At 72.6% G+C, this 25,926-nt stretch carries 28 protein-coding genes and 1 tRNA gene; 17 read left to right on the forward strand and 12 right to left on the reverse strand.

Annotation, left to right across the window (positions count from 1 at the left end; all coding sequences use genetic code 11):
• The coding region (locus BUB97_RS26415) for a hypothetical protein (RefSeq protein WP_456306343.1) at positions 1 to 339 on the forward strand (339 nt) is incomplete at its 5' end.
• Positions 340 to 349: 10 nt separating this feature from the next.
• Here BUB97_RS26415 and BUB97_RS22515 read toward each other — a convergent pair.
• The 3 genes from BUB97_RS22515 to BUB97_RS22525 all read right to left on the reverse strand — a co-directional run bounded on the left by BUB97_RS22515 (position 350) and on the right by BUB97_RS22525 (position 3,135).
• A complete protein-coding gene (locus BUB97_RS22515; RefSeq protein ID WP_073139263.1) occupies positions 350 to 1,195 on the reverse strand; it encodes a CDP-alcohol phosphatidyltransferase family protein in 846 nt (281 codons plus the stop codon).
• An 8-nt stretch (positions 1,196 to 1,203) separates the two neighbouring features.
• On the reverse strand, positions 1,204 to 1,905 hold the full coding sequence (locus tag BUB97_RS22520) for a phosphatidylserine decarboxylase (RefSeq protein ID WP_073139266.1): 702 nt from the start codon (positions 1,903 to 1,905) through the stop codon (positions 1,204 to 1,206).
• A 114-nt stretch (positions 1,906 to 2,019) separates the two neighbouring features.
• On the reverse strand, positions 2,020 to 3,135 hold the full coding sequence (locus tag BUB97_RS22525) for a LysM peptidoglycan-binding domain-containing protein (protein WP_139281431.1): 1,116 nt from the start codon (positions 3,133 to 3,135) through the stop codon (positions 2,020 to 2,022).
• A 257-nt stretch (positions 3,136 to 3,392) separates the two neighbouring features.
• Here BUB97_RS22525 and BUB97_RS22530 point away from each other — a divergent pair, with 257 nt between their 5' ends.
• Positions 3,393 to 4,082, forward strand: a complete 690-nt coding sequence (locus BUB97_RS22530) for a cytochrome b/b6 domain-containing protein (RefSeq protein WP_245818419.1) — start codon at positions 3,393 to 3,395, stop codon at positions 4,080 to 4,082.
• A 27-nt stretch (positions 4,083 to 4,109) separates the two neighbouring features.
• On the opposite strand, the gene BUB97_RS22535 is transcribed toward BUB97_RS22530, so the two are convergent.
• Positions 4,110 to 4,547, reverse strand: a complete 438-nt coding sequence (locus tag BUB97_RS22535; protein WP_073139275.1) for a cytochrome c — start codon at positions 4,545 to 4,547, stop codon at positions 4,110 to 4,112.
• Between the two features lie 148 nt (positions 4,548 to 4,695).
• Here BUB97_RS22535 and BUB97_RS22540 point away from each other — a divergent pair.
• Both BUB97_RS22540 and BUB97_RS22545 read left to right on the forward strand, forming a co-directional pair.
• Positions 4,696 to 4,772, forward strand: a tRNA-Pro gene (locus BUB97_RS22540).
• Positions 4,773 to 4,973: 201 nt separating this feature from the next.
• The gene (locus BUB97_RS22545; RefSeq protein WP_073139277.1) at positions 4,974 to 5,735 is read left to right on the forward strand and encodes a TorF family putative porin; all 762 of its coding nucleotides are present in this window, start codon (positions 4,974 to 4,976) and stop codon (positions 5,733 to 5,735) included.
• 42 nt (positions 5,736 to 5,777) lie between these two features.
• On the opposite strand, the gene BUB97_RS22550 is transcribed toward BUB97_RS22545, so the two are convergent.
• Entirely contained in the window at positions 5,778 to 6,002 is a 225-nt protein-coding gene (locus tag BUB97_RS22550; protein ID WP_073139280.1) for a DUF2842 domain-containing protein, read from the reverse strand.
• A gap of 147 nt (positions 6,003 to 6,149) precedes the next feature.
• Between BUB97_RS22550 and BUB97_RS22555 the strand changes: the two genes are divergently transcribed.
• Together BUB97_RS22555 and BUB97_RS22560 are read left to right on the forward strand one after the other, a co-directional pair.
• Positions 6,150 to 6,668, forward strand: a complete 519-nt coding sequence (locus BUB97_RS22555; RefSeq protein WP_073139359.1) for an adenine phosphoribosyltransferase — start codon at positions 6,150 to 6,152, stop codon at positions 6,666 to 6,668.
• Positions 6,669 to 6,721: 53 nt separating this feature from the next.
• Entirely contained in the window at positions 6,722 to 7,711 is a 990-nt protein-coding gene (locus tag BUB97_RS22560) for a hypothetical protein (RefSeq protein WP_073139283.1), read from the forward strand.
• A 10-nt stretch (positions 7,712 to 7,721) separates the two neighbouring features.
• Here the strand turns inward: BUB97_RS22560 and BUB97_RS22565 are convergent, their stop codons facing one another.
• The 7 genes from BUB97_RS22565 to flgE all read right to left on the reverse strand — a co-directional run bounded on the left by BUB97_RS22565 (position 7,722) and on the right by flgE (position 14,367).
• A complete protein-coding gene (locus BUB97_RS22565; RefSeq protein ID WP_073139286.1) occupies positions 7,722 to 8,516 on the reverse strand; it encodes a DUF1217 domain-containing protein in 795 nt (264 codons plus the stop codon).
• 1 nt (position 8,517) lies between these two features.
• Entirely contained in the window at positions 8,518 to 8,886 is a 369-nt protein-coding gene (locus BUB97_RS22570) for a flagellar biosynthesis regulator FlaF (protein WP_073139289.1), read from the reverse strand.
• Positions 8,883 to 9,317 carry a flagellar biosynthesis repressor FlbT gene (locus BUB97_RS22575; RefSeq protein WP_073139292.1) on the reverse strand — a complete coding sequence of 145 codons (435 nt, stop codon included), beginning with the start codon at positions 9,315 to 9,317 and terminating at the stop codon, positions 8,883 to 8,885. The genes BUB97_RS22570 and BUB97_RS22575 overlap by 4 nt, the downstream gene beginning before the upstream one ends.
• Positions 9,318 to 9,463: 146 nt before the next feature.
• Positions 9,464 to 10,294 carry a flagellin gene (locus BUB97_RS22580; RefSeq protein WP_073139294.1) on the reverse strand — a complete coding sequence of 277 codons (831 nt, stop codon included), beginning with the start codon at positions 10,292 to 10,294 and terminating at the stop codon, positions 9,464 to 9,466.
• A gap of 119 nt (positions 10,295 to 10,413) precedes the next feature.
• Positions 10,414 to 11,484, reverse strand: coding sequence for a flagellin (locus BUB97_RS22585; protein WP_073139297.1), 1,071 nt, complete (start codon positions 11,482 to 11,484; stop codon positions 10,414 to 10,416).
• Positions 11,484 to 13,007 (reverse strand): flagellar hook-associated protein FlgK, encoded by a 1,524-nt coding sequence (locus BUB97_RS22590; RefSeq protein ID WP_073139299.1) that lies wholly within the window; start codon positions 13,005 to 13,007, stop codon positions 11,484 to 11,486. Before BUB97_RS22590 ends, BUB97_RS22585 begins: the two co-directional genes overlap by 1 nt.
• Before the next feature lie 61 nt (positions 13,008 to 13,068).
• Positions 13,069 to 14,367, reverse strand: coding sequence for a flagellar hook protein FlgE (flgE, locus tag BUB97_RS22595; protein ID WP_073139302.1), 1,299 nt, complete (start codon positions 14,365 to 14,367; stop codon positions 13,069 to 13,071).
• Positions 14,368 to 14,612: 245 nt separating this feature from the next.
• Between flgE and BUB97_RS22600 the strand changes: the two genes are divergently transcribed.
• From BUB97_RS22600 to BUB97_RS22645, 11 genes are all read left to right on the forward strand, one after another.
• Positions 14,613 to 16,097 carry a flagellar hook-length control protein FliK gene (locus BUB97_RS22600; protein ID WP_073139305.1) on the forward strand — a complete coding sequence of 495 codons (1,485 nt, stop codon included), beginning with the start codon at positions 14,613 to 14,615 and terminating at the stop codon, positions 16,095 to 16,097.
• A gap of 12 nt (positions 16,098 to 16,109) precedes the next feature.
• A complete protein-coding gene (locus tag BUB97_RS22605) occupies positions 16,110 to 16,784 on the forward strand; it encodes a flagellar hook assembly protein FlgD (protein ID WP_073139308.1) in 675 nt (224 codons plus the stop codon).
• A gap of 169 nt (positions 16,785 to 16,953) precedes the next feature.
• A complete protein-coding gene (gene fliF / locus BUB97_RS22610) occupies positions 16,954 to 18,603 on the forward strand; it encodes a flagellar basal-body MS-ring/collar protein FliF (protein ID WP_073139311.1) in 1,650 nt (549 codons plus the stop codon).
• Between the two features lie 2 nt (positions 18,604 to 18,605).
• A complete protein-coding gene (fliG, locus tag BUB97_RS22615) occupies positions 18,606 to 19,595 on the forward strand; it encodes a flagellar motor switch protein FliG (protein ID WP_073139313.1) in 990 nt (329 codons plus the stop codon).
• 1 nt (position 19,596) lies between these two features.
• Positions 19,597 to 20,217 carry a FliH/SctL family protein gene (locus BUB97_RS22620; protein ID WP_073139316.1) on the forward strand — a complete coding sequence of 207 codons (621 nt, stop codon included), beginning with the start codon at positions 19,597 to 19,599 and terminating at the stop codon, positions 20,215 to 20,217.
• Positions 20,214 to 20,531 carry a flagellar motor switch protein FliN gene (gene fliN / locus BUB97_RS22625; RefSeq protein ID WP_073139318.1) on the forward strand — a complete coding sequence of 106 codons (318 nt, stop codon included), beginning with the start codon at positions 20,214 to 20,216 and terminating at the stop codon, positions 20,529 to 20,531. Before BUB97_RS22620 ends, fliN begins: the two co-directional genes overlap by 4 nt.
• Positions 20,528 to 21,922 (forward strand): sigma-54-dependent transcriptional regulator, encoded by a 1,395-nt coding sequence (locus tag BUB97_RS22630; RefSeq protein ID WP_073139320.1) that lies wholly within the window; start codon positions 20,528 to 20,530, stop codon positions 21,920 to 21,922. Before fliN ends, BUB97_RS22630 begins: the two co-directional genes overlap by 4 nt.
• 6 nt (positions 21,923 to 21,928) lie before the next feature.
• Complete coding sequence (flhA, locus tag BUB97_RS22635; protein ID WP_073139323.1) at positions 21,929 to 23,980, forward strand: flagellar biosynthesis protein FlhA; 2,052 nt, start codon at positions 21,929 to 21,931, stop codon at positions 23,978 to 23,980.
• 40 nt (positions 23,981 to 24,020) lie between these two features.
• Entirely contained in the window at positions 24,021 to 24,653 is a 633-nt protein-coding gene (locus BUB97_RS27330) for a hypothetical protein (protein ID WP_175562720.1), read from the forward strand.
• Entirely contained in the window at positions 24,578 to 24,937 is a 360-nt protein-coding gene (locus BUB97_RS27335; protein ID WP_086062485.1) for a P-loop NTPase family protein, read from the forward strand. Before BUB97_RS27330 ends, BUB97_RS27335 begins: the two co-directional genes overlap by 76 nt.
• On the forward strand, positions 24,934 to 25,683 hold the full coding sequence (locus tag BUB97_RS22645; protein ID WP_073139326.1) for a nucleotide-binding protein: 750 nt from the start codon (positions 24,934 to 24,936) through the stop codon (positions 25,681 to 25,683). The genes BUB97_RS27335 and BUB97_RS22645 overlap by 4 nt, the downstream gene beginning before the upstream one ends.
• Positions 25,684 to 25,926 lie beyond the last annotated feature (243 nt).

Raw genomic sequence — 25,926 nt, forward strand, 5'->3', positions numbered from 1 at the left:
GGCGCCCAGATCTCGGCCATGCAGGGCGAGACGGCGCGGGCGGTGCAGGCGATCGGGGGGATCGTGCGCACGATCGAGGAGATGAACAGCATCACTGCCCAGGTGGCGGCTGCCGCCGAGGAGCAGACGGCGGCGACCCGCGAGATCGGGCGGGCCGTCTCCGAGGCGGCCTCGGGCACGCAGGAGGTCTCGCGCCACACGGCGGGCGTGACCGAGGGCGCCGAGCGCACCGGGGCGGCGGCGGACCAGCTCCGCGCCGCCTCCGCCGAGCTCGCCCAGCAATCCGAGCAGCTCCGCGGACGGGTGGACCGCTTCCTCGCCGATATCCGCGCGGCCTAAGTCCGCGCGGTCAGAGCGCCGGCTGGTCTTCCGTGAGTTGGGCCTGCCGGGCCGCCTCCATCTTCCGGCGGTACGAATGGAGGGAGAAGGGGATCATTCCCATATAGAGGAACCCCGCCGCCGCCAGCGCGGCCCAGGGCTCCGCCACCAGCAGCGCGGCATAGGCCGCGGCGCCGAGCATCAACGGCAGCACCGCCTCCCGCGGGATCTTCACCTTCTTGAAGGACCAGGTGGGCAAGGTGCTCACCAGCAACGCGGCGATGCCCACCAGCAGCACCGCCGAGACGATGGGGTGCCGGAGCGCGCCGGCGAGCCCCTCGAGCCCCCAGCCTTCCAGGGTCAGCGAGGCGAAGATCGGGAAGAGGGCCAGCCCCGCCCCGGCCGGGGCAGGCACGCCCGTGAAGAAGCCGGCGGGACGCGGCACGCTGTCTGGCGCGTCCGGCACGTCGATGGCCGCGTTGAAGCGCGCCAGGCGCAGCGCCATACAGGCCGCGAAAAGCAGGCAGGGAATGAAGCCCAGCCCGCGCGCATCATGCAGCGTCCAGAGATACAGGATGAAGGCGGGGGCGACGCCGAAGCAGAGGAAGTCCGACAGGCTGTCGAACTCCGCGCCGAAGCGCGAGGTGGCCTGGAGCAGCCGCGCCAGCCGCCCGTCGATGCCGTCGATGAAGGCGGCGACCACGATCAGCGTCACGGCCGGCTCCCACCGGTCCTCGATGGCGAAGCGGATCGCCGTCATGCCGGCACAGAGGCCGAGCATGGTGAGGAGGTTCGGCAGCAGCCGGTTGAAGGACAGGCCCTGCAACCGCGGGCGGCGGCGCGGGGTGAAGCGGAAGCGGCGCGGCGCCTGTCCCATGCGTGATCTCAGACCTCGGCGTGTTGCGTGGCGGCGGCGAGGGACAGGTCGGCGATGACCGTCTCGCCGCCGATCATGGTCTGGCCGATCTCGACGACGGGGCGGACGCCCTCCGGCAGGTAGAGGTCCGTGCGGCTGCCGAAGCGGATGATGCCGAAGCGCTCGCCGGCCCGCACGCGGTCCCCTTCGCGCACATGGCAGAGGATGCGGCGGGCGATGAGGCCCGCGATCTGCACCACCGCGATCTCGCGTCCGTCATCCAGGCGGATGGCGAGCGCGTTGCGCTCATTGTCCACGCTGGCCTTGTCGAGCGAGGCGTTCAGGAAGGCGCCGTGCCGGTAGGCGATGCGCGTCACCGTGCCGTCGATCGGCATGCGGTTCACATGCACGTCCAGCACCGAGAGGAAGATGGCGACCCGCCAGCGCGGGGCGGGGCCGAGGCCCAGCTCCTCCGGCGGCACGGCGGGTTCGATGGAGACGATGTGCCCGTCCGCCGGGGCGATGAAGAGGCCGGGCCGGGCCGGCGTCACCCGCTCGGGGTCGCGGAAGAAGTACAGGCAGAAGCCGGTGAAGGCCGCGCCCAGCCAGAAGAGCCAGCTTCCGAGGGCCAGGCCGCCGACGACCGCCACGGCCGCTCCCCCGATGAGGAAGGGCTTACCGGCGGGGTGGGGGGGCGCGAGGACGAGGCGCAGGCTGTGCGCGAGGGACATGGCGATCCAGGAAAGAGGGAAGGCCCGGTTATGGTTGCTTGACCGGCACCGGACAACCCTGCGGCGTGCTTTCGGCGCCCCGCCGGCGTCCCGAAAATACCCGGGCGGAGTTGCTCAGCGAATATCCGGCACCGAGAAGACCTGGCCCGGATAGATCCGCGCGGGGTTACGGATCTGCTCCTGGTTCGCCTGGTAGATGACGGTGTAGCGGATGCCGCGCCCATAGGCGTCCCGGGCGATGCGCCAGAGATTGTTGCCGGGCTGCACCACCACCCGCCCGTCCCGGACGGCGCCGGGGGGGATGGATTCGCGCTGGAACGCCACTTCGACCCGGCTGGAAACGGCATTGGCGCCGAGTTGGTCCACCCGCAGCGTGTGGCGGCCGACCGGCGGGGGCTCGGCCGGGCTCAGGGACCACCGGCCGGAGGGATCGGCCGCGGCATCGCCGAGATGGCGTCCGTCGGCATAGAGGCGCAGCTGCGCGCCAGGCGGGGCGGTGCCGGCAAAGCGCATCGTGTTGCTGTCGTCGTAATCCACCACGTCGAGGCCCAGCCGCGCGGCGGGTGGCTCCCCGGCCGGCGCCGCCGACAGGGGCCGCGGCGCCGCCTGGGCGGTCGGCGGCAGCAGGAGCACGAGGGACGGGCCGGGACGGCTCTCCTGGGGCGGAGCCGCCTCGGCGGTCCGGGGCTCCTCCTGCCGCGGCTCCGCAGGGGCCGATGCCTGGGCGGCGGGTTGCTCGCGACGCGACGCGGGCTGGGGCGCCTGCTGGGCGACCTGGGGCTCGGAGGGGGCCGGGCCCACCACCAGCACGGTATCAGGCCCGGACATCTCCTGGCCGCCCGCCAAGCGGGCCCGCAGCGACAATTCGCGCGCGCCGGGGCCGAGCGGATCAGCCGGCAGGATCACCCATTCGCCCCGGGCATCCGCACGGGCGCGGCCGATCTCGCGCCCCCCCTCATAGAGGATCACCTCGGCGCCGGGGGCGGCGCGGCCAGCCACCACGACCATGCCGCGGGCGCCCATCCGCACCACGTCGAAGCGCGGCGGCTCCGCGGCCCGGGCCGGACGGGCCTCGGGAGGCGTGGCCTGGGAAGAGGTGGGTTGCGCCGGGGCCTCGCTCCGGGCAGGCGGCGGGGCGGCGGGCTGGCTGGGCGCGGCGGACCGGGCGGCAGGCGGCGTGGCCGGAGAAGCCTCGCCCCGGGGCGCAGGGGCGGAAGCCTGCGCCGGCATGGGCGCAGAACCAGCCGGGGGCGCCGGCGCGGCCCCCTGCCGTGTTCCGTAAAAAGCCACTGCCGCAGCAACGCCGATCAGGACCGCGGCGCCGCCGACGACTCGCAGCCGCGATGCGTCTGTCATGGTCACGTAACTACGGCGTCAGAGCCCCCGATCACAAGGCCGCGTGTGGCGTCGAGGGCGGGATTTCGCCCGGCGTACCGCATCCACCCTGGGCGGGTGCGGCGCGACCTTCCTATCCTGGCCCGGAAGGCATGGAGGCTGGGATGGCGGAGGCGGATGGCGGCCGGGTGCGGGTGAAGGTCTGGGACGGGTGGATCCGCCTCGTCCACTGGGGCGTCGCCGCCCTGGTCGGCTTCTCCTGGTGGAGCGCGGAAACCGGGCGGCTGGACTGGCACATCCTCTCGGGCGAGGTGATCCTGGCCCTCCTGCTCTTCCGCCTGGCCTGGGGCGTGGTGGGCTCCGACACCGCCCGCTTCTCCCGCTTCCTCCGCTCACCGCTGCAAGGGCTGCGGCACCTGCGCCACCTGCACCGGCGGGAGCCGGACACCGAAATCGGCCACAATGCCGCCGGCGGCTGGATGGTGCTGGTGCTGCTGGCGCTGCTGCTGGCGCAAGCCGTCTCGGGCCTATTCACCGATGACGGCATCCTCGCCCGCGGGCCGCTGGCGCGCAGCGTTCCGCCGGACATGGCGGACGCCGCGCGCAGCCTGCACTTCATCGCCTTCGACCTGATCCTGATCGCGGTCGGCCTGCATATCCTGGCGGTGCTGGCCTATGCGGTGCTGAAGCGGCAGGACCTCGTCCGCCCGATGGTCACCGGCTTCAAGCGCCTGCCCTCGGCCATGGCGGCAAGGGCCCCGCGCATGGGCAGCCTCTGGCTTGCCCTGATCCTGCTTGCCCTGGCCGCGGGGGTGGTGGGCGCCATAGCCCGGCAGGGCTAGGGCCCGCCCTCCCCCGGCCCGGCCGGATCAACGGCTCCGGTGGTTGCGGTGGCAGGCGCCGCAGCTGGCGCCCATGGCGCGCACCGCCGCCGTGGTGGCCGCGGCATCGCCGCTCGCCGCGGCGGCGCGCAGCGCTTCGGCCGCAGTCGTCGCGTTGGCGGCCGCGCGTTCGAAGCCCGCGCGCTCCGACCAGACCGCCGGCAGGGCGCGGGAGCCATTGCCGTTGGAGCCCGGCGGGAAGAACGCGGGAAGGTCGCGGAAGAAGGCGACCATCTCTTCCGCGCGGGGAACCGTGTCGCGCGTGTCGCCCCCGGCATTCGCCACCGCCCCGATCGCTTCGAGATTCGTCTGCATCCGGCGCAGCCCCTCCTTGCGGGTGGAGACCGGGTCGGGCTGGGCCATGGCGACCCCCAGGGTGGAGATGGCGGCGAGAAACGTGGCGATCGGGAGGGCGATGCGGGCCATGCGGTCCTTCCTGCTGGATTCGCGCCTGGAGAGTATCGGGCCGGGCCCGTTCCGCACGATGGATTCACGTGATGACGACAATCTGGGCGGGGTGCCCTTGCCGGCCTCGCGGCACGGCGGTATACGCCGCCGCCCGGACGCCGTCTGACGGAGCGTAGCTCAGCCTGGTAGAGCACTGTGTTCGGGACGCAGGGGCCGGAGGTTCGAATCCTCTCGCTCCGACCAAGACGGCTTCCAGAAGCCCCGCATGGCCCCGCCATGCGGGGCTTTCTGTTTTGGGCCTCCCGATAGGACGCCAGTCGTTTCGTGGCGGATCAGCAACAGCATGACCGGCATCGGGGCCGCCTCCACCGCACCGGCGCCGGCGTGGCACGCGCCTCGCTAGGCGTTTCTCACCACGCAAGCGCGCGTGAGGGGGAATTTTCCATGAAGACCAATGTCGCCGCAGCGACCACCTTCGCCCTGGGCCTGTCGCTTGCCTGCGGCAGCGCGGGGGCCTTCGAGCTGGAGAGCGCGGGGCTGACGGTGGGGGTCACGCCCACCATCTCGTCCGACTACCTCTTCCGCGGCGTCAGCCAGACGCAGAACCGCCCCGCCGTGCAGGGCACGATCGATATCCAGCACACCACCGGCTTCTATGTTGGCGCCTTCGCCTCGAACGTCTCCTTCCTCGGCACCAATGCGCGCCAGGAGATCGATGCCATGGCTGGCTGGCGCACGACCCTGGCGGGGGTGAGCCTCGACCTCGGCGGCATCGCCTATACCTATCCCGGCTACCGCAACCCGGCGAGCTCGGGCCTCTATGACCTGCAGTATTACGAGCTGGCGGTGAAGGCGGCCTATGAGATCCCGTCCCTGCCGCTGCCCGTGAAGGTGCTCGGCGCCTTCAACTGGTCGCCGAACTACCAGCTGGAGTCCGGGAACGGGTACTATGTCGAGGGTGGCCTGGAACTCGGCCTGCCGCTTGACTTCACCCTCGCCGGCCGCCTCGGCTACCAGTGGATCCAGAACAACACCCGCTGGGGTTCGCCCGACTTCGCGAACTGGAACGTGACCCTGTCCTACAAGTTCTCCGACTTCGTCCTCACCGCCGGCTACTTCGACACCAGCCTCTCCCGGTCCGAGTGCTTTGCCGGCCAGAAGATCTGCGAGGCACGCGGCATGGTCTATCTCAGCCGCACCTTCTGAGGCGGAAGGCGGGCTGAGGCTGAAAGGCCGGGCGGTGCGGGACTACTTCCGCGCCGCCCAGCGCATCAGGCGGCCGACGGGCCAGACCCAGGCCATGCCAGCCACGGTGAAATAGGCGACCTGCAGCAGCCAGTGATGCGGCAGGACGAGATCGGCCAGCGCAACGACCGCCCCGATATAGAGCAGGAAGCCCAGGATACCGGCGATGGTGGCGACGGGGACGCGCGACATGCCCGTGCTGGTGCCGCATTCGCGGCGGCGCGCCAAGCCCCCTTCCACCCGCCCCTCCGCTCCCTGCCCACCGCCGGTTTGCCCCGGGGCCCTGGCCCGGCCTATGAGGCGGGCGCCAACCCCGAGACAGAGTCCCGAGCGATGACCGACAGCCCCGCCGACATGTCCGCCGCCGGCACCGCGATGAACCTGAAGGACCACATCCGCGGCATTCCGGACTTTCCGAAGCCCGGCATCCTCTTCTACGACATCTCCACCCTGCTGCGGCATGGGCCGGCCTGGAAGGAGGCGATGCGCCGCCTGGCCGAGATCGTGCGCCCGCACCGCCCCACCCTGCTGGCGGGCATCGAGAGCCGCGGCTTCCTGGTGGCCGCCCCGCTGGCGCTCGAGCTGGGCCTGGGCTTCGTCATGCTGCGCAAGCGCGGCAAGCTGCCCGGCGCCATCATCGGGCTGAACTACGCGCTGGAATACGGCACGGACCGGATCGAGATGCAGGCGGATGCCGTGAAGCCCGGCGACCGCGTGGTGATCCTGGACGACCTGCTGGCCACCGGCGGCACGCTCGCCGCCTCCATCGCCCTGCTGCGCCAGGCGGGTGCCGAGGTTCCCGGCGCCGCCGCGCTGATCGAGCTGACCTTCCTCAAGGGCCGGGAACGGCTTGGGGGGACGGCGTTCGACGCGCTCATCGCCTACGACGATTGAGGGAGGCGGGATTGCCACATTCCCGCCCCAGCGGCCCGGCAGCGTCCGGCGCCATGAACACCCGCCAACCGCCGGGCGCCCCACGTCCCGCCCCCCTGCCCTGCCTGGGCCGGCGAGCGGCCGGACTCGCCCTGCTCTCCCTGGCCTTGCCGCGCGCCGGGATGGCGCAGGCGCAGGAAGGCGGGACCATGCTCGTGCCGGGGCCGGAGGATGGCGGCTGCGCCCGCTGGGCGGCCCGGGCCTCCGCCTCCCTGTCCCGCGGCCTGCACCGGCCCGGTGCGCTGCGCCTGACCTATCTGGGTGGACCGGATGGGGTGACGGCCGCCAACCGCTTTGCGACCCTGGACGGTGCCGGCGGCACGCATTTCCTCGTCCTGCCCGGCTGGACCTGCCATGCCCGGCTGACCGGCGCCACCCGCGCGCGTTTCGAGCCGCGCGCCTGGATGCCGCTGCTGGTGAACTGGCATGGCGCGATCCTGGCGGGGCGCGGGCCCCTGCCGGGGCGGGGCGGGGCGCCGCTGCGGGTCGCCATCCCCTCCCCCGATGCGCCGGAGGCTGCGGCCCTGGCGGCGCTGGACCTGCTGGGCGTGCCGGCGCAGCCCGTGAGCGGCACGCCCGAGACAGCCTTCGCGGCAGGTGAGGCGGATGCCCTGATCCTGACCGGACCCGATGCCCTGGCGCGGGCCCAGGCCCTGGGTGCCCTGCCCTGGTACCAGCTGCCCTGGCCGGGCGAGGCGGAAGCCGGCGAGGTTCCCCCGTTTCCCTCGGATTCGCCGGTGGCAAAGGGCGTGCTGGCCGCAGCGGCGGGGCTGCAGATGCGCGTGGCGCTCGTCATGCCCCTGCTCACGCCCGCCGATACGGTGGCGGCCTGGCGGCGCGCCGCCGCCCGCTGGCCGGAGGAGGAGCGCGGCCAGCCCGATACCGGCCAGGCCCTGACCGGCCCAGCGGCGGCTTCAGCCTTTGCGCTTCTGTCTCCGTCGCCGGATGCGACCTTGTCCTATCGGAGCTGGCTCGAGCGGCGCCTGGGCTGGCGCCCGACCTGACCGCCGCCGGTCAGGCGAAAAGGCCGAGCAGGCTGCTCGTGCCAGTGGAACTGGGGCCTCCGCCGGCGGCCGCCATCACGTAGCGCTCCGCCAGCTTGGCGGCCTGGCGCGGATCGGCGAGCTTCGAGAGGTCGAGGCGCGAGGTGATGGCCCGGGCCTGGGTGTCCACCTCCTGGATCGCGATGGCCTGCGGCAGGCCCAGCGCCCCCGTGACGACACGGCGCAGCACGGCATCGCCCAGGACCTCATAGACGCTGGGGGCCTGGCCCTTGGCCAACCGCTGCTTGAAGTAGAGCGCGTCGGAGATGCCGCTCGCCTCGTTGTCCCGGGAGACGCGCCACTGATAGGCGGTGTAGCCCTCCGTCAGCGTCTTCTGCACCGACGCGTCGCGCAGCCCGTCCAGCCCGCGCTTGGCGAGGTTGAGCGTGGCGGCGGCGCTCTTCCAGCGCGCATCGGTGGCGGCGAGCTTCGAAGCGACGGATTTCGGGTCGCTGGGATCCGAGGTCAGCGCGCGAATGGCGAGGCCGGGCGTGTCCACGGCATCGGGCAGGCCGAGGGCGGGCAGCAGCACCGCCGTCACGCGCGGGTCGCGCAGCGCCGCCTCCACCGTCTTCGCGCGTGAAACGCCCTCGGTGAAGCGGGACAGGGCCAGCTTCACCGAGGCGTCCTTGGAGAGCTGCGAGACGCCCTTCTCCTCCGCGCCCTGGGCCGAGGCACGGCGGAAGGCCAGCAAGGCCGATGCGGGATCGGCCGTGCCGGCGGCCCCGCCGCCGCCGAGGATGGAGAGGGCGAGCGAGCCGGACATGCTAGTTGTTCACGGAAAGCCCGGCCGCCATCTGTTCGTTCACCTCGATGAGGAAGGCGAGGTCCGGCTCCTCCTTCTCCATCTCGCGCAGCACGCTGCGGCCGACGGAGATGATCGAGGCCCGCAGCGGCGGCGGCAGGGCGTTGGTCGGGTCCAGCAGCACGCCCTCGACCGCGAGCCAGAGCCGGCGGTTGTCGGCCAGGGCACGGATGGCGCGCAGCCCGGCCTGGGCACCCTTGCCGCCATCCATGGCCAGGACGGCGCGCAGCCCGCCATTCACCCGGCGGAACACATCGGCTTCCTGCGCACGCGGTGGCAGGCCGGCGCGCGCGGCGCGATAGGCGTGGGCGAGGTTGGGATGCAGCATCATGCGGTCATCTCCTCCGGCGCGGGGCGGGTGTTGGGCGGGGCAATGCCGAGCACCGCCTCCTCATGGCGCATCACGCGGCGGGCCAGCTTCAGCGCCGTGTAGCAGTCATCCTCCTCCGCGGCGGTGAGCGCGCGCTCAAGCATCGCGGAGGCGAGGTTGGAGGTGGTGGCCGCCTGGAATTCGGAGATGAGGTGGCGCGCGGCCTCCAGCCCGCGCTCGCGCTCCTCCTCGCTGCCGATATAGGCGGTTTGAAGCGCGAAATAGATGCGGCGCGCGGGGGTATCGGCCGCCTCGGGGGGAAGGATTTGCTTGCCGAACAGGAACCGAGCCTTGGCCGTCAGCTCGATGCGTGTTCGGTTTCGGAAGCGGATGGGGGCGCCGTTGACGACCATCAGGTCGCCCTGGCGCAATTCGAGAACCAGCGTGGACACGGTCTTCGCGTTCCTTCGTGGCTTGTGTTGCGGGCCGCAGGTCTTTCGCGGCAATCGCAACGCCACCGGGGGATGCCTTCCGCCCGGCGTGATGGAGGGGAGATGGAACGCGGCGCCGTGGATCTTTCACGGCGCCGCGTCCTTTTTCAGCGGAAGAGGCTGAGCAGGCTCTGCGGCGCCTGATTGGCGATGCCGAGCGACTGCGTGCCGAGCTGCTGCTTGATCTGCAGAGCCTGGAGCTTCGCGCTTTCCTTCGCGAGATCCGCGTCGACCAGCGCGCCGAGGCCGGTCTCCAGCGAGTCGATCTTCTCCTTGTTGTAGGAGACCTGCTTTTCCAGATAGGTGTTGTTGCTGCCGAAGGTGTTCAGCGCGGTGTTCACCGCCGCCATCTTCGTCGAGAAGTCACCGCCCGAGGCGAGGGCCGTGGCAGCGGCCGCGGCATCGGTCGGCGCGGCCGCGATAGTCAGGTTCGCGCCGTCCACGGCCGACAGGGTATAGGTGGTACCGTTCTCGTTCCGCACCGTCGCGATATTGCCGCCGCCCGAGGCACTGGCCGTGTCGAGCAGCGTGCGGCCGTTATAGGTCGCGTCCGAGATGTAGTTCTGCACCTGGGTGCGCAGCGATTCGTACTGCGACTGGTACTGGGTCCGCTGGGAGTCGGAGAGGGTTCCGTCCGCCAGCTTCACCAGCACGCCGCGGATATCGCTCATCGCCTCGGAGACCTTGGTGAGGCCCGAGAGGGTGGTGTCGAGCACGCCCTTCACGCCGCCGATCTGCTCGTTGGCGCTGGTGATGCCCGCGATATCCGCGCGCACGGATTGGGCGACGGCAAAGGCCGCGCCGTCGTCCTTCGCATCCGCGACCCGGTAGCCGGTGGAGATCCGCTTCTGGGTCGCCGAAAGCGCGTCGTTCGTCCGATTGAGGGACTGCAGCGCGACCTGCGCGCCGACATTGGAGTTGACCGAGTTCAGGGCCATATCTTGCCCCCTTCCTGTCGGGCGGCGGCCTTCCTCCGGCCCCCGCCTGTTGCGTTCCGCCTCTTGCGGTAGGGGGCCATCGTGACTCCGTCCGGGTTAACGCAGCTTGAATCCCGGGCTCACCGCAGGAAGCTGGTCAGCGACATCCCCGAAAGCATGGAAAGGGCCTGCCATGAGGCCTGCAGGCGGGTCTGGGTGTCCTGCAGCGCGGTCAGCGTGGCCGCCAGGTCCACCTCCTCCACATCCGCCAGCTGGGAGCTGAGAGTCACCTGCAGGTCGTCATGGCGCGTCCGGGCGACCTCCAACCGGGACTCGGAAAGGCCGAGCGCGCCCGATTCCTCGCCCAGCGCCGTCATGGCCGATTTCAGGCTGCCCTTCACGCTGGTCATCACCGTGTCGAAATCGGCGCCGGCCGTGACCTTGCCGGGCGTGAGGCTGGCCAGGGTCATCAGGCCGCGCAGCAGGTCGCGCGACCAGCCCCCGGCCTCGCTCCCCGTGGCCGCCGCGTTGCGGCTGGCGAAGAGGCCCGTCTCCACGCTCTCCCCATCCCCGGTGAGGGTGGCCGGGCGGGGCTCCGAGAGGCCGCGCGCGGGGTCGAGCGCGTAATCGGAGAAGGGAGTCTCGCCCGGGGTTAGGTTGCTTGCCGCGGCCAGGGTGGCGGCGAGCACCGTGCCGCTGTTCCCCGGGGCAAGGGAGGCGACCGCGGCGGCGATGTCGGTCGCCATGTCGGTCCCCATGATGCCGTCGGGGTCGGGAATGGGCGGGTTGGCCGTATCGGCCCCGCCGAAGAGAAAGGCGCCGGCATGCTGCTCGTTCAGCAGCGCGGCCACCTGCCCGATCGCCTGGCGGGCATTGCTGGCCAGGGCGCTGATCCGCGTGCTGTCAGCCCTGCTGACCTTGCCCGCCTGGGTGAGGAACTCCTCGGCGATGGAGGAGAGGCGCTCCAGCGCCTCCTGCGCCGCGCCGGTGCGGCCCAGGGCGCGGTCGATGGCGGTCGCATGCGTCTCGCGGCGGTCCATCTCCGCCCGCAGGCTGATGGCGCGGCGGGCATCGCCGGCGATGTCGCCATACCAGGTGCCGCGCCGCCCCTCGGTGGATTGGGTCGAGAGCGTCTCGAGCTGCGTCTTGAGGCTGGCCGATTGCGCGACGATGCGCGCCAGGGCCCCGGAGCCGATTCCCGCGATCGCCATCACCGCACCGCCTGGAAGAGGGTGTCATACATGCCCTGCACCACCGAAACGATGCGGGCATTCGCCGCATAGGCCGTCTGAAGGGTCACCATCGCCGCCAGCTCCGTATCCACATCCACGCCCGCGCGCGCCGAGAACCGCGCCTCCAGCGCCGTCAGGAGATCGCCCGCGGCCTGGCCATCCTCCGCGGCCTCCGCGCGCGCGGCCGTCTGGACGGCCACCAGCCGCGCCGCATGGTCGCCGAGGCTGACGGCGGAGCGGAGGCTGGAGTTCAGCAGCCCATCCGGGCCGAGGCCGGTGAAGGCGAAGGCGGGGTGGGGATTGCCCGCCGAGACCTCCTTGCCGAGCGACCGGTTCAGCACACGGTCGATCAGCGTGGTGAACTCGGCCGGGCCACCGGAGGGGTTGGGAGTGAAGGCGGTGGGGCCGCCGGGGGTGAGCGCGACGGCATGGGTGCCGTCCCGCAGAAGGGAGGTGTCGGCCAGGACGGCGGGATTCACCCGCAGGGCGCCGGCGAAGCCGATCCAGCCGCCCGTGGCATAGGCGGTGGTGGGGTCGGGCACGCTGCCGGCATCGCCGGTGAAGAGCCGCAGGCCCTGCGCGTTGAAGCGCGCGGCGAGGTTCGCGGCCGAGACATCCAGCTCCGCCTGGGCCAGCGGCAGCTCCGAATCGCGCAACGCGGCAAGGGCGCCCAGCGTGCCCCGCCCGAGGCGCGCCGTGACGTCGGCACCGCCCAGCATGACACCGGGCAGGGTGCCGCTGCCGCCATGGTAGGATTCCGCCCCGAGGATGGCGGAGCCGATGGAGAAGGGCCCCTCCTCTGCATCGAGGGGCAGGTTCAGCCCCGCGGCGCTGATCAGCACCACCCCGCCATTGTCCTGCGCCACGGCGCGGACCTGCATGATGGAGGAGATGTCGGCGATGGCCTTGTCCCGCTGGTCCTCCAGTTCCACCGTGCTCATGCCCTGGGCGCGGAGCGGGATGATGCGCTCCGTCAGCACGGAAACCTGGCGGATCGCCGCGTTCAGCTTCGCCACATCCTCCTCCATCCCGTCCTGCGCGGCTTGGCGCGCGGTCTGGATGGCGGTGGAAACCGTGTTGTAGCGGCTGGCCAGCTCCTCCGCCGCGTCGGCGGCCGCGGCCTGGAGGACGGCATCCGAAGGATCGCCGCGAAGGGAGACGAAGGCGTCGCCGAGCGCGGCGGTGAGGTCGCCGATGGATTCGCCCGCCGCGCCATGGGCGACCTCCACCCCCTCCAGCAGGCGGGCGCGGATGGCGGCCGCATCGGTGCTGGCGCGGGCGGCATTCATCTGGGTGACGAGCGCGGCATCCACGGCCCGCGTCGCCTCGGCGCTGCGCACCCCGGCCGAGAGCGTGCCGGCGACCGAGGCTTCCCCCTGCACCACCTTGCGGGTGTAGCCGGGGGTGGCCGCGTTCGCGACATTCGCGGCGGACTGGGCGAGCTGCCGGTTGACATGCGCCAGCCCGCTGCGCGCGATGGACAGGGCGAGGTCGAGGCTCATCCGCTCCGCTTCCCCGGCGCGGCCATCCTGGCCACGCCCTTAAGATTGGTGCCGCGCGCCGTCAGCGGCGCATGTTCAGCGTGTCCTGCAGCAGCTCGTCCGCCGCGGTCACGATCTTGGTGTTCGCGGAATAGGCACGCTGGGCCAGGATCAGCTTCGAGAACTCGGAGGCGATGTCGACATTCGAGCTCTCGAGCGAGGAGCTGACGATCTTGCCGCTGCCGTTCGAGGAGGCGTCGTTCGCCCGCGCCTCGCCGCTTTCCTCCGTGCGGAGATAGGCCTGGCCGTCGGTCTTCTGCAGCTTGTCCGGGTCGGAGAAGGTGACGATGGGGACGCGGCCGATCACGCGGGACTGGCCGTTATCGTAGTTCACGGCGAGGTCGCCATTGTCGTTCAGCGAGACGGTGGAGAAGCTGCCCAGCGGCACGCCATCCTGGGAGATGTCGCGCAGCGTGTATTCCTGGCCGGAGTACTGCGTCACGCCCGAGGCCACGCCGAAGGTGCCGAGGTTGAGCTGGACCGTCTGCACGCCCTGGCCGAAATCCGCGGTGAAGGTGACGGCGGCGGGATCGCCGGCCACGGCGGCGCTGCCCGTCAGCCCGACCGCGGTGCCGAAGGAGCCGATGGTGCCGGCCGGCGTCGTCGCGCTGGCCGCCGCGCCGAAGTTCACGTTGATGGTGCGGGTGGTGACGCCCGATGTGTCGTCCGGGATGGCCATGGAGAGCTGCCAGGTGTTGGTGCCCGTGTTCGTCCAGGTCATGTCCACGGAATGCAGCCGGCCGAGGCTGTCATAGATCTGGATCTGCGCGGCGACCGGCACGGTGGTGGAATCCGCCGGCAGGTTGGCCGAGAGGTTCACGTTGCCGGTGGCCACCGGGTTGTAGACGGACTGGTCCACCCGCAGCGGCCGGATGCTGGAGCGGTCCGGATTGCCCTCGGTGTCCGCGGTCCAGCCCTGCAGGTAGTAGCCCTGGCCGTTCACGAGATAGCCGTCCGTATCCATGTTGAAGTCGCCGGCGCGCGTGTAATAGGTGCGCGCGTCGAAGGTCGGCAGCCCGTCCTCCGTGCCGCGCGGCATGGCCACGGCGAACATGCCCTGCCCCGCGATCGCCATCGCCAGCGGGTTGTCGGACTGCTGCACCGTGCCCTGGACGGAGTTGGTGTAGTCCGGCCGTGCCGTGACGGAGCCGGGCTGGTTCACCTGCAGGTTGGAGCGGGTGACGTAGGAGACGAAGTTGGTATCCGTGCGCTTGAAGCCGGTGGTCTGGCTGTTCGCCACGTTGTCGGCAACGTTACCGAGCGCGCGGGCCTGGGCGGCCAGGCCGCTGATGGCCGTGTTCATCGAGGCGTAGAGCGACATCCGGGGCTCCGTTGCGGGTTGAGGGCTTCTGGGCGGCCAGCATGCGCCGGAGCCCCGCCCGGAAGGCGCAACCTGCATGCCAGGGACAGGGGGCCGTTTCGGCGGCCATGCGTGCCGGTGGGCGGCAAGCCTTGCCGCCCGGCCGGCCGCCGCTGCCGCTCCGGGCCTGGCACGGGCTGGCAAGGCGCTTGCGGAAGCCTCGCCGGGTCCGCCGAGAGCGCGGGCCGGGACGGATGGAGCCGAGCATGGACGCGCTGGAAAAGCTGCCGATGGCCATGCCGGCGCGCGGCGCCGCGATGCCCCAAAACGGGGTTCCCCAAAACGGGGGCGCGTTCTCCGCGGCACTGGACGACGCGTTGGCCCAGGCCGGCGCCGCCGTGGCGGGCGCATCGGCCGAGGCGGCGGTGTCCTCCGCGCTTCCGGGCACGGCGCCGGCCCTTGCCGCGCCAGCCCTTCCGGCACCGGGCAAAACGCCCGCCCCTTCGCCTGCCCCCCTGCCCGATTCCCCCCTCACCGCGGGCCAGCCCGTGGTGACGGAGGGGCAGGCCGCTCCACCCTCCGAGGCCCCCCCGCTCCTGCCGCAGCCTTCCCTGGCGGAGCCCGCGACCGCGGCGCCGGCCCCGCCGGGGGAACATCTCGCCGAGGCGGAGCGCGAGGAGGAGACGGACGCCGCCACGCTGGCGCCCGCCACGACGGCCGAGTTCCTGCCCGCTCCCGCCCCGCCCCTCCCCGCTCCAGCGCCGGCCGAACCCGCCAGGCCCGTGCAGCGAAACCCGGAGCCGATGGCCGATGCGGCCAGTCCGGCGGATGCCCCCGCCCCGCGCGCGGCCCCAGCCCCGGCCGCGCCGCCAGCAGCGCCAAGCGGGCACCCTGCCCCTGCCGGGCAGGTCACGCCGAAGCCCTCGGCTGCCCCCTCCTCGGCCCCAATGGAGGCCGGGAGCGACGAGGCGCAGCCCAGGCGCGAAGGGCCGGTGGCGCAACCTGCCGCCCGGACTGGCCCAACCGCCGAGTGGCAGGAGCCGTCATCCCTGTCGCGGCCGGCGGATGAGCGCCCGCGCGCCGAACTCGCCCGGCCCACTGACGCCGAAATTCAGCCCACCGCTTCCACGGAGGGGCCGCTCCCCGTCGCGGCCCATCGGGATGGCGGTTCGCCTGAGACGGTCACGGCCGCCGCGCCCGCTTCCTTGCCGGGCGTGACGCCGGCCACGCCCCTGCCTGGTTCCCCCGTGGCGTCGGCGCCCCCGCCCGAGGCCCCGGCCCCGGCCCGCTTCGTCCCCCGCACGGCCCCGGCCGAGCAGGTGGCGCCGGTCGCCATCGCCCTGGCGCTGGGCGGCGGAGCCGAGGGACGAATCGCGCTCAGCCTGGACCCGGTGGAGCTGGGGCGGGTGGAGGTGGTGGTCGAACGCGTGGGGGAGGCCGCGCATGTGCAGGTGGCCGCCGAGCGCCCCGAGACCCTGGCCCTGCTGGCGCGAGACGCCGGCGCGCTGGACCGTGCCCTGGGCGGCGCCGGGATCGGCGCGGAAGGCGGGCGGAGCCTCAGCTTCTCCCTGCTGGGCGGCGATGCCGGGGCGGCGGGCGGCGGGTCCTTCGGCGCGCCGGGCGGTGAAGGGGGCCGGAACCGCGGGGGCCAGGGCGGTGGCGGCTGGCGCGGCGGCGACGGCCCGATTGTGCCGGATGACGCGGGGCCGCGGCGCCAGTCCCTGCTCGGCCTTCTCGATATCGCGATCTGACAGGGGGATCCCATGGCCGTCTCCGGCACCGCCACCACCGGCACCACCACCGGCACGACAAACTCGGCCTCGACCACCGCGCGCACGCAGCTGGCGGGCAGCTTCGACAACTTCCTCACCCTGCTCACCACGCAGCTGAAGAACCAGTCGCCGACCGACCCGCTCGACACGAACCAGATGACGGCGCAGCTCGTGCAGTTCGCCTCGGTCGAGCAGCAGATCGCCATGAACAAGAACCTGGAGCAGATGGTCTCGCTACAGCAGGCCGCGCAGCTCACCGCCGCCGCCCCGATGCTGGGGCAGCGGGTGGAGGTCCAGGGCGACACCCTGCCGCTGCAGGATGGCAGCGCCACGGTGCGCCTGCCCGCGGCCGGCGCGGCCCGCACGGCGCGGGTGGCGGTGCTCGACAGCAGCGGCAAGACGCTGCGCGAGGCCCAGGTGCCGCTGGGCAGCAGCAGCAAGGACTGGGTCTGGGACGGCCGGGATTCCAGCGGCAAGCAGCTCCCCGACGGCGCCTACAGGGTGGCCGTGACCGGCGCGGATGCGAGCGGCGGCGCGGCCGCCACCTCCTTCAGCGTGATCGGCACCGCCACGGCGGCGGAGCGCGTGGATGGCACGCTGCGGCTGCGCATGGGGGCCGCGAGCTACACCTTCGACAAGGTGCGCTCCATCGCCGCGGGAAGCTGAGCGGGGCGGCGTAACCACTCCTTAACCCCCACCCGGCAAGGATTGCCGGGCCGGCAAGACGCCGGCACGAGGGGAAGGCTTCATGCGGCAGCAGCTTCCGCCACCAGGCTTCGTGCGGGCCAGGGCAGGCCGGGCCGGGCCGGCGCCGCGTCGTCGGGCGGCCCGCTGAATGGCCGCCCTTCTCTCCCAGCTCCGCGCGCTGGGCCCCGCGCGGCTCGGCGCCATGGCCGCCACCGCCCTGGCCGTGCTCGGCCTTTTCGCCTGGCTTGGCATGCGGGCCGGGCAGCCCGGCATGGCGCTTCTCTATTCCGAACTCGACCCGCGCGATGCGGGCGCGGTGGTCGCCTCGCTCGACCGCCAGAAGGTTCCCTACCGGCTCGGCGCCAATGGCAGCACCATCCTCGTGCCGGAGGAGCTGGTGCCCCGGCTACGCCTCTCCCTCGCGCGCGAAGGCCTGCCCGCCGGCGGCAATGTGGGCTGGGAGATCTTCGACCGCGGCGAGAGCCTGACCACAACCCCGTTCCAGCAGGATGTGAACCGGCTGCGGGCGATGGAGGGCGAGCTGTCCCGCACCATCCGCGGCCTGGCCGGCGTGCGCGCGGCGCGCGTGCACCTCGTCCTGCCCCGGCGCGAGGCCTTCTCCCGCCAGCCCGCCGAGGCGCAGGCGAGCGTGGTGCTGACCATGCAGGGCGTGCAGCGGCTGGACCGCGAGGGCGTGCAGGCCGTGCTGCACCTCGTGGCCACCGCCGTGCCCGGGCTTCAGGCGCGCAACGTCTCCATCGTGGACAGCCGGGGCGAGCTGCTGGCCCGCGGCGGGCAGGCGCTGTCCGGCCCCGCCGCGGCCGCGACCCAGGAGGAGATGCGCCGCGCGGAGGGGCTGCGCCTCGCCCGCGCCGTGGAGGAGATGCTGGAGCGCAGCCTGGGCGCCGGCCGTGTGCGCGCCGAGGCCGCGGTGGAGATGGATTTCGACCGCGTCCAGACCACGGAGGAGCGCTTCGACCCCGAGAACCAGGTGCCCCGCAGTGTGCAGAGCAGCCAGGAGCAGTCCCGGGGCGCCGAGGGCGGCAATGTCTCCGTCGCGAACCAGTTGCCGGGCGCGGAGAATGGCGGCGGTGGCGGCAGCCAGGAGAGCAAGTCCGAGGAGACGACGAACTACGAGATCGGCAAGACGGTGCGGAGCACCCTGCGCGAGCACCCCGTGCTGCGCCGCCTCTCGGTCGCCGTTCTCGTGGACGGCGTGTGGGAGGGCACGCCCCCGGCCTTCCGGGAGCGGAGCGCGGAGGAGCTGGCGCGCATCACGACCCTGGTTCGCAGCGCGGTCGGCTTCGACGAGCGGCGCGGCGACCGGGTGGAGGTGGTCTCCATGCGCTTCGCGATCCCGGAGGGCGGGGACAGCCCGGCGGATGCGGGCTTCCTGGGCCTGGGTATCGGCCCGGCCACGATGGCGCGGCTGGCGGAATCGGCGCTCTACGCGCTGGTCGCGCTGCTCGCCATCCTGCTGGTGGTGCGCCCGATGACGAAGCGCCTGACCGCGACCCTGGTGCCCCAGGCGGCCCTGGCCGGCATCGGGCCGGATGGGACGGCGATCGCGGGTCCGGGCGGGGCGGCACTGGCGGGCCCGAGCGGCACCGCCATCGCCGGCCCTGGCGCGACGGCGGCACTGACCGGCCCCGGCGACCCGGATGAGATGGTCAGCCTCGACAACGTGCAGGGCCAGCTCCGCGCCTCCTCCGTCGCGAAGGTGAACGCGCTGATGGACGCGCATCCGGATGAAGGGCTGGCGGTCATCCGGCGCTGGCTGGCCCCCGAGGAGGATTGAGCATGAAGCTGACCGGACCGCAGAAGGCCGCCATTCTGATCCTCACCCTGGGGGATGGCCATTCCGAGCGCCTCTTCTCCCGCCTGCACGAGGACGAGATCAAGGACGTCTCGGCCGCGATGGCGACGCTGGGGGCGATCGATGCCTCCGTGGTGGAGGAGCTGTGCAAGGAGTTCTCCGACAGCCTCGGCGCCACGGGCAAGCTCATCGGCTCCTTCGAGACGACGGAGCGGATGCTGCTGAAGACCCTGCCGGCGGACCGCGTCGCGCAGATCATGGAGGAGATCCGTGGCCCCGCCGGGCGGACCATGTGGGACAAGCTCGGCAACGTCTCCGAGGCCGTGCTCGCGAACTACCTGAAGAACGAATACCCGCAGACCGTCGCGGTCGTGCTCTCCAAGGTGCGGTCCGACCATGCCGCGCGCGTGCTGGCCCTGCTGCCCGAGGGCTTCGCCATGGAGGTGGTGATGCGGATGCTGCGCATGGAGACGGTGCAGAAGGAGGCGCTGGAGGGCGTCGAGCGGACCCTCAAGATGGAGTTCATGAGCAACCTGGCGCGCGCCAGCCGCCAGGACAGCCATGAGCTGATGGCCGAGATCTTCAACAATCTCGACCGTGCCGCCGAGGGCCGCATCATGGCGGCGCTGGAGGAGCGCAACCACGAGAGCGCGGAGCGGATCCGCGCGCTGATGTTCACTTTCGACGACCTCAGCCGGCTCGACAGCCCCGGCGTCCAGCTTCTGTTGCGCAGCGTGGACAAGGACAAGCTGGCCCTGGCGCTGAAGGGTGCCAGCGACACGCTGAAGGACCTGTTCTTCCGCAACCTGTCCGAGCGCGCGGCGAAGATGCTGAAGGACGACATCGCGGCGTTGGGCGCCGTGCGGCTGCGCGACGTGGACGAGGCGCAGGCGATGATGGTGGCCACGGCCAAGGACCTTGCCGCCTCCGGCCAGATCCAGCTGGAGGATGGGCAGGAGGCGATGATCAGCTGAGATGACGACGCGCCTCACCGGCCTTCGCGGCCTCGCCCTTCCCGACCTCGACGCGCCCGAAGTGGCGCCGCCCGAGGCGCCCGCCCCGCCCTCGCTGGAGGATATGCTGGAGGCGGCGCGGCGCCAGGGCCATGCCGCCGGCCTGCGCGAGGGCCAGGCGCGCGGGCGCGCCGCCGAGCAGGCCTCGCGCGAGGCGCTGGTGGAGGACGCCATTCGCGTCGCCCTCACGCATCTCGACCGCGCCGGGGAGGTGGCGCGCGAGATGGCGGATGAGAATGCCCGCGCCCTGGCCGGGATGCTGGTGGACATGGTGGATGCCGCCCTGCCTGGCGCCGCCGCGCGGGAGGCGGCGGACCTGCTGGAGCCGCTGCTTCGGGCGCTGGAGCCCGTGGCCGATGCGCCGGCCGGCGCCGTGCTGCAGGTGCCCCCCGCCCTGCTCGACCATGCCCGCGCGCGCTTCGGCGCGACGGGCCTTCCGATCGAGGCCGATCCTGGCCTGCCCGAGGGGGATGCGCGCATCGCCTGGCGGCACGGAGGCATCGAGCTCGACCTTTCCCGCCGCCGCGCCGCGATCCGCGAGGCGCTGTTGGCCCTGAGACTGTCCCTGGAGGATGATGCATGAGCAGCAGCGGCTTCGAACCCGTCGCGGCCAATGAGGCGAGCGAGCCCCGTACGCCCGGCGCCAGCCAGGGGCTGGACGCGGTCTATGACATCCCGGTGCAGGTGAGCGCCGTTCTCGGGCGCGCCACCTTGCAGGTCAGCCAGCTGCTGAAGCTGGGCCGCGGTGCGGTGGTGGAGCTGGACCGCAAGCTCGGCGAGGCGGTGGACATCTACGTCAACAACCGCCTCGTCGCGCGCGGCGAGGTGGTCATGGTGGAGGATAACCGCCTCGGCGTGACCATGACCGAAATCGTGAAGGCGGATCGCGCGGGATGACACGCCTCCTCATCATCGGCAGCCTGGAGGCGGAGCTGGGCCAGGCGGCGCGCATCGCCGCCTCCCGCGGGGCCAGGCTGCGCCAGGCCGATGGGGTGACGGCCGGCATCGCCATGGCGCGGGCGGAGGGGTTCGACCTCATCCTCTGCGACGTGCTGCACGACGTCTCCTGGCTCGTCGCCTCGCTGGAGGCCGAGCGGATCGCCTGCCCCGTGGTGGCCTGCGGCCGCAATGCCGATGCCGCGGCGGCGGTGCGCGCCATCCAGGCCGGGGCGAAGGAGTTCCTGCCCCTGCCGCCCGATGCCGAGCTGATCGCGGCCATGCTTCAGGCGGCCGTCGGCGAGGTGGAGGGGCCGATCCACCGCGATCCCGCCATGGCCGCCGTGCTCAAGCGCGCCGAAGGCGTGGCGCGGGCCGAGGCGAGCGTGCTGATCACGGGCGAGAGCGGCACGGGCAAGGAGGTTCTGGCCCGCTACATCCACAGCCATTCCCGCCGTGCCTCCGGCCCCTTCGTCGCCCTGAACTGCGCCGCTCTGCCCGAGGCGCTGCTGGAAAGCGAGCTGTTCGGCCATGAGAAGGGCGCCTTCTCCGGGGCCGTCGCCGCCCGGCGTGGCAAGTTCGAGCAGGCCGATGGCGGCACGCTGCTGCTGGACGAGATCGGCGAGATGGACCCGCGCCTCCAGGCGAAGATCCTGCGCGCGCTGCAGGAACGCGAGATCGACCGGCTCGGCGGCGCGGGGCCGGTGAAGGTGGATGTGCGCATCCTCGCCGCCACCAACCGGGACCTGGCCGCCGAGGTGGCGGCGGGGCGCTTCCGGGAAGACCTGTTCTTCCGCCTCAACGTCGTCGCGCTTCGCATCCCGGCCCTGCGGGACCGGCCGGACGACATCCTGCCCATCGCCGAGCATTTCGCGCGCCGCTATGCCGAGGCCAATGGCCTGCCGCCCCGTCGCTTCGCGGCGGCGGCGCGCGGCGCCCTACTCTCCCATTCCTGGCCCGGCAATGTGCGTGAACTGGAGAACACGGTGCATCGCGCCGTGCTTCTCGCCGAGGGCGACGAGATCGGCGCGGAGGCGGTGGAGCTGCATGTTCCCGCACCCCGACCGGCCGCGCTGGCCGGCGCCGCGACCCTGCCCATGGAGCCGCAGCCCGCGCGCGCCATTGGCGTCGCCGCGCTGGTGGGGCGGCGGATGGAGGATGTGGAGCGCGACCTGATCCTGGAGACGCTCACCCATTGCCTCGGCAACCGCACGCGCGCGGCGGAGATCCTCGGCATCTCCATCCGCACGCTGCGGAACAAGCTGCATGAATACCGCGCGGCCGGCGCGCCCGTGCCGGTGGCGCCGGGGCAGATGCCCGTCGCGCCCTTCCCCTACGCCTCGATCGGCTGACCGCGCATGAGGATGCCCGCCTGGCTGCGGAACATCGGCGGCTCCACGGATGTGGCGCTGGCGATCGGCGTGGTCATGCTCATCGTCGTGCTGGTGGTACCGCTGCCGGTGCCGCTACTGGATGCGGGGCTCGCGCTCTCGGTCACGCTGTCGGTGCTGGTGCTGATGACGGCGCTGTTCCTGCTTCGCCCGCTGGACTTCACCTCCTTTCCCACCATCCTGCTGCTGACCACCCTGCTGCGGCTCGCGCTGAACGTCGCCACCACCCGCACCATCCTCACCCATGGGCATGAGGGGCCGCAGGCGGCGGGCCATGTCGTCTCGGCCTTTGGTGGCTTCCTCATGGGCGGCGACGTGCTGGTGGGGCTGATCGTCTTCGCCATCCTGCTCGTCGTGAACTTCATGGTGGTCACGAAGGGCTCGGGCCGCATCGCGGAGGTGGCGGCGCGCTTCAGCCTGGACGCCATGCCGGGCAAGCAGATGGCGATCGACGCCGACCTCTCCTCCGGCCTGATCGACGACAAGGTGGCGCGCCAGCGCCGCGCGGACCTGGAGGCCGAAAGCGGCTTCTACGGCGCCATGGACGGCGCCGCGAAATTCGTGCGCGGCGACGCCATCGCCGGCCTCATCATCACGGGCATCAACCTGGTCGGCGGCATCGCCATCGGCGCGGGGCGGCATGGCCTGCCCTTCATGGAGGCGATCTCCACCTTCGCCTCCCTCACCGTGGGCGATGGGCTGGTCTCGCAGATCCCGGCGCTGCTCACCTCCGTCGCCGCCGGCATCGTCGTCACCAAGGGCAACACGGAGGGCACGGCGGACAAGGCGCTGGTGAAGCAGCTCGGCCTGGCCAAGCCGCTCTGGATCGCCTCCGCCTCCGCCGCGATGATGGGCTTCCTGCCGGGCATGCCGCTCATCCCCTTCCTGCTGCTCTCCGGCGCCTTCGCGGCTGGAGCATGGAACCGGGGCAAGGCCGATGAGGTGGCCGGGACCGCGGCCGCCGCCCCGCCCGCCGTCTCCCCCGAGGCGCCGATCGCCGAGACGCTGCGGATCGACCTGCTGCGGGTGGAGCTGGGCTACGGCCTGCTCTCCCTCGCCGCCGGGGAGGGGCCGAGGCTGACCGAGCAGATCCGCAACCTCCGCAAGACCATCGCCCAGGAAATGGGCTTCGTGCTGCCCAGCGTCAGGCTCCAGGACAACCTGCATCTCCGGCCGCATGAATACGTGGTGCGCGTGAAGGAGATCGAGGCCGGGCGCGGCGAGCTGCGCATCCCGATGCAGTTGGCCATCGACCCCTCGGGCAACCGGCCGGACATGCCGGGCGAGCCCTGCGACGAGCCCACCTTCGGCCTCCCTGCCCTGTGGATCGAGGAGCACCGCAAGGAGGAGGCGCTGGCGCGCGGCTGCACCGTGGTGGATGGCGCGGGCGTGCTGGCCACGCATCTGACCGAGATCGTGCGCGAGAACATGCCCGAGCTGCTGAGCCATGCCGAGGCGCAGAAGCTGCTGGACGACCTGCCCCAGGAGCACGCCAAGCTGCTGGCCGACCTCATCCCGAACCAGATCACCACCGGCGGCGTGCAGCGCGTGTTGCAGGCGCTGCTGGCGGAGCGGGTCTCGATCCGCGACCTGCCGACCATCCTGGAAGGCATCCAGGAGGCGATGGCGGCGGGGGCCCGCGGCGTGCCGGCGCTGGTGGCCGTGGTGCGGACGCGGCTGGCGCGCCAGCTCTCGGATGCCGCGCGGGGGCCCGCGGGCTATGTGCCGCTCATCGCGCTCTCGGCCGAATGGGAGCAGGCCTTCGCCGAGGCGCTGATCGGCCCGGGCGAGGATCGCCAGCTCGCCATGGCGCCGAGCCGCCTGCACGACTTCATGAACCGGGTCCGCGACGCCTTCGACCGCGCGACCGCCCAGGGGGAATCGCCCGTGCTGGTGTGCAGCCCATCCGCGCGCGCCCATGTGCGCGCCATCGTGGAGCGCTTCCGCCCCTCCACGGCCGTCATGGCGCAGACCGAGATCCACCCGCGCGCGCGCATCCGCACCGTGGGCGCGATCTAGTGTTCATCGCTCCCTAACCCGGACAGGCCAGCATCGAATCATGCGGCTCCGAGTCTTCCGCGCAGCCAGGATGGCCGATGCCATGGCGGAATGCCGCCAGGCTCTGGGACCTGATGCGCTCATCCTCTCCACCCGGCGCACGGCCGCCGGGGTGGAGGTCACGGCCGCGCTGGAACCGGCGGAGGAACCCCTTCCGCCACCGCCCGGGCCAGCCCCAGGCCCCGGCCCCGCTCCGGCAGGCCCGCCGGACCCGCTGGGCCGGCACAACATTCCCGCTGCCCTGCGCGCGCGCTTCGGCACGGGCGGTGCGGCAGCCCTGGCCGCGGCGCTTCGCTTCGGCGGCGTGCCGGAGGCGGTGCGGCAGCCCCTCGCCCTGGTGGGGCCGCCAGGGGCGGGCAAGACCCTCACCTGCGCGAAGCTGGCCACCCGGCTGGTGCTGGGCGGCGCGGCGCCGCTGGTCGTCACCGCCGATTCCCAGCGCGCCGGGGCAACGGAGCAGATCGCGGCCTTCACCGCGTCCTCGGCATCCCCCTGGCCACGGCGGGCACGGGCGCGCAGCTCGCCGCCGCCCTCGCCCGCCGCGTGGCCGGCCAGCCCATGCTGCTCGACACCGCCGGCTGCGACCCCTTCGACCCTGGCCAGGCGGAGCAGCTCCTGGCCCTGCTCCGCGTGACCGAGGCGGTGCCGCTCCTCGTCCTGCCCGCCGGGCTGGATTCCGAGGAGGCGGCGGAGACCGCCCGGGCCTTCGCCGCGCTCGGGGCCCGCCACCTGCTGCCCACCCGGCTGGATGCCGCGCGCCGCCTCGGCGGCGTGCTGGCCGCCGCCCTCGCCGGCCCCCTGGCGCTGACGGAGGCCGGCACCGGCCCCGGCGCCGCGGATGGCCTGACCCCCATCACCCCCGCCTGGCTCGCGGAGCGCCTGACCGGCCCCGCCCGCCCCGTGCAGGAGGCCGCATGAGCACGCCCCGTCTGATCGGTATCGCCTCGGGCAAGGGAGGGGTGGGCAAGACGGTGCTCGCCATCGGCCTTGCCCAGGCCCTCGCGCAGGCGGGGCGGCGCGTGCTGCTGGCCGATGGCGACCTTGGCCTGGCCAATGTGGATGTGCAGCTCGGGCTGGACGTGCGGCACGACCTGATGGCCGTGCTCGGGCGGGACGTGACCCTGGCCGAGGCCGCGCTGCGTCGCCCGGAGGGGTTCGACGTGCTGCCCGGCCGCTCCGGCTCCGGCGCCCTCGCCGCCCTCGATCCCGGCTGGATCGACCGCTTCCTCGCGCTCCTGCGCGCCACGCCCCATGACGACGTGGTGCTCGATATCGGCGCGGGGCTGGACCCCGTGCCGCGCCGGCTCTCCGCCAGCTGCGACACGCTGCTGGTGGTCGCCACCGATGAGCCGACCAGCCTCACCGATGCCTATGCGGTGCTGAAGCTGCTCGCGCGGGACGCCCCGGGGGCGGATGCGCGGGTGGTGGTGAACCTGGCCCATGATGCCGCGGGCGGGGTCCGCACCCATGCGGCGCTGGACCGTGCCTGCCGCGGCTTCCTCGGGCGCGGCGCGGCGCTGGCCGGGGTGGTGCGGCGCGACGGGAAGGTGCGCGACGCCATCCGCCACCAGGCGCCGCTGCTGACCCGCCACCCCGGCTGCAACGCCGCGCGCGACATCGAGGCGCTGGCGGGCGGGCTGCTGGCGGCGCGGGCGGCCGCCTAGCCCCTGTTCCTCGTCGAAGTTCCGACCCCTTGGGCTTCGTGGGGAGGGCTCTGCCCTCCACCCGCCAAGGGCCTGAGGCCCTTGGAACCCCGTCTGACTGCCGTGGATACCCCGGATCGAAGGGTCTCGGGTTGCAGGGCGCCCTTCCTGCGTTGCAGTCGCCTCGGGTCCATGACCCGAGGCACCGCCGGCCCCGTGATTCCAAACTTCCAAAAGAAGATGATGGTGAGGGGTCCGGGGAGA

Origin of the sequence: Muricoccus roseus (assembly GCF_900141905.1) — a bacterium.
GTDB classification, from domain to species: Bacteria; Pseudomonadota; Alphaproteobacteria; order Acetobacterales; family Acetobacteraceae; genus Roseomonas; species Roseomonas rosea.

Coding starts and splice junctions, on each gene's coding strand:
- BUB97_RS22520 (WP_073139266.1), bottom strand. CDS start 1,905: ATGTCCCTCGCGCACAGCCTGCGCCTCGTCCTCGCGCCCCCCCACCCC.
- fliN (WP_073139318.1), top strand. CDS start 20,214: ATGAGCAGCAGCGGCTTCGAACCCGTCGCGGCCAATGAGGCGAGCGAG.
- fliG (WP_073139313.1), top strand. CDS start 18,606: ATGAAGCTGACCGGACCGCAGAAGGCCGCCATTCTGATCCTCACCCTG.
- BUB97_RS22530 (WP_245818419.1), top strand. CDS start 3,393: ATGGAGGCTGGGATGGCGGAGGCGGATGGCGGCCGGGTGCGGGTGAAG.
- fliF (WP_073139311.1), top strand. CDS start 16,954: ATGGCCGCCCTTCTCTCCCAGCTCCGCGCGCTGGGCCCCGCGCGGCTC.
- BUB97_RS22585 (WP_073139297.1), bottom strand. CDS start 11,484: ATGGCGATCGCGGGAATCGGCTCCGGGGCCCTGGCGCGCATCGTCGCG.
- BUB97_RS22535 (WP_073139275.1), bottom strand. CDS start 4,547: ATGGCCCGCATCGCCCTCCCGATCGCCACGTTTCTCGCCGCCATCTCC.
- BUB97_RS22560 (WP_073139283.1), top strand. CDS start 6,722: ATGAACACCCGCCAACCGCCGGGCGCCCCACGTCCCGCCCCCCTGCCC.
- flhA (WP_073139323.1), top strand. CDS start 21,929: ATGAGGATGCCCGCCTGGCTGCGGAACATCGGCGGCTCCACGGATGTG.
- BUB97_RS22525 (WP_139281431.1), bottom strand. CDS start 3,135: ATGCCGGCGCAGGCTTCCGCCCCTGCGCCCCGGGGCGAGGCTTCTCCG.
- BUB97_RS22570 (WP_073139289.1), bottom strand. CDS start 8,886: ATGATGCTGCATCCCAACCTCGCCCACGCCTATCGCGCCGCGCGCGCC.
- BUB97_RS22600 (WP_073139305.1), top strand. CDS start 14,613: ATGGACGCGCTGGAAAAGCTGCCGATGGCCATGCCGGCGCGCGGCGCC.
- BUB97_RS22620 (WP_073139316.1), top strand. CDS start 19,597: ATGACGACGCGCCTCACCGGCCTTCGCGGCCTCGCCCTTCCCGACCTC.
- BUB97_RS22545 (WP_073139277.1), top strand. CDS start 4,974: ATGAAGACCAATGTCGCCGCAGCGACCACCTTCGCCCTGGGCCTGTCG.
- BUB97_RS27330 (WP_175562720.1), top strand. CDS start 24,021: ATGCGGCTCCGAGTCTTCCGCGCAGCCAGGATGGCCGATGCCATGGCG.
- BUB97_RS22515 (WP_073139263.1), bottom strand. CDS start 1,195: ATGGGACAGGCGCCGCGCCGCTTCCGCTTCACCCCGCGCCGCCGCCCG.
- BUB97_RS22580 (WP_073139294.1), bottom strand. CDS start 10,294: ATGGCCCTGAACTCGGTCAACTCCAATGTCGGCGCGCAGGTCGCGCTG.
- BUB97_RS22565 (WP_073139286.1), bottom strand. CDS start 8,516: ATGTCCGGCTCGCTCGCCCTCTCCATCCTCGGCGGCGGCGGGGCCGCC.
- BUB97_RS27335 (WP_086062485.1), top strand. CDS start 24,578: ATGCTGCTCGACACCGCCGGCTGCGACCCCTTCGACCCTGGCCAGGCG.
- BUB97_RS22605 (WP_073139308.1), top strand. CDS start 16,110: ATGGCCGTCTCCGGCACCGCCACCACCGGCACCACCACCGGCACGACA.
- BUB97_RS22630 (WP_073139320.1), top strand. CDS start 20,528: ATGACACGCCTCCTCATCATCGGCAGCCTGGAGGCGGAGCTGGGCCAG.
- BUB97_RS22555 (WP_073139359.1), top strand. CDS start 6,150: ATGAACCTGAAGGACCACATCCGCGGCATTCCGGACTTTCCGAAGCCC.
- BUB97_RS22590 (WP_073139299.1), bottom strand. CDS start 13,007: ATGAGCCTCGACCTCGCCCTGTCCATCGCGCGCAGCGGGCTGGCGCAT.
- BUB97_RS22645 (WP_073139326.1), top strand. CDS start 24,934: ATGAGCACGCCCCGTCTGATCGGTATCGCCTCGGGCAAGGGAGGGGTG.
- flgE (WP_073139302.1), bottom strand. CDS start 14,367: ATGTCGCTCTACGCCTCGATGAACACGGCCATCAGCGGCCTGGCCGCC.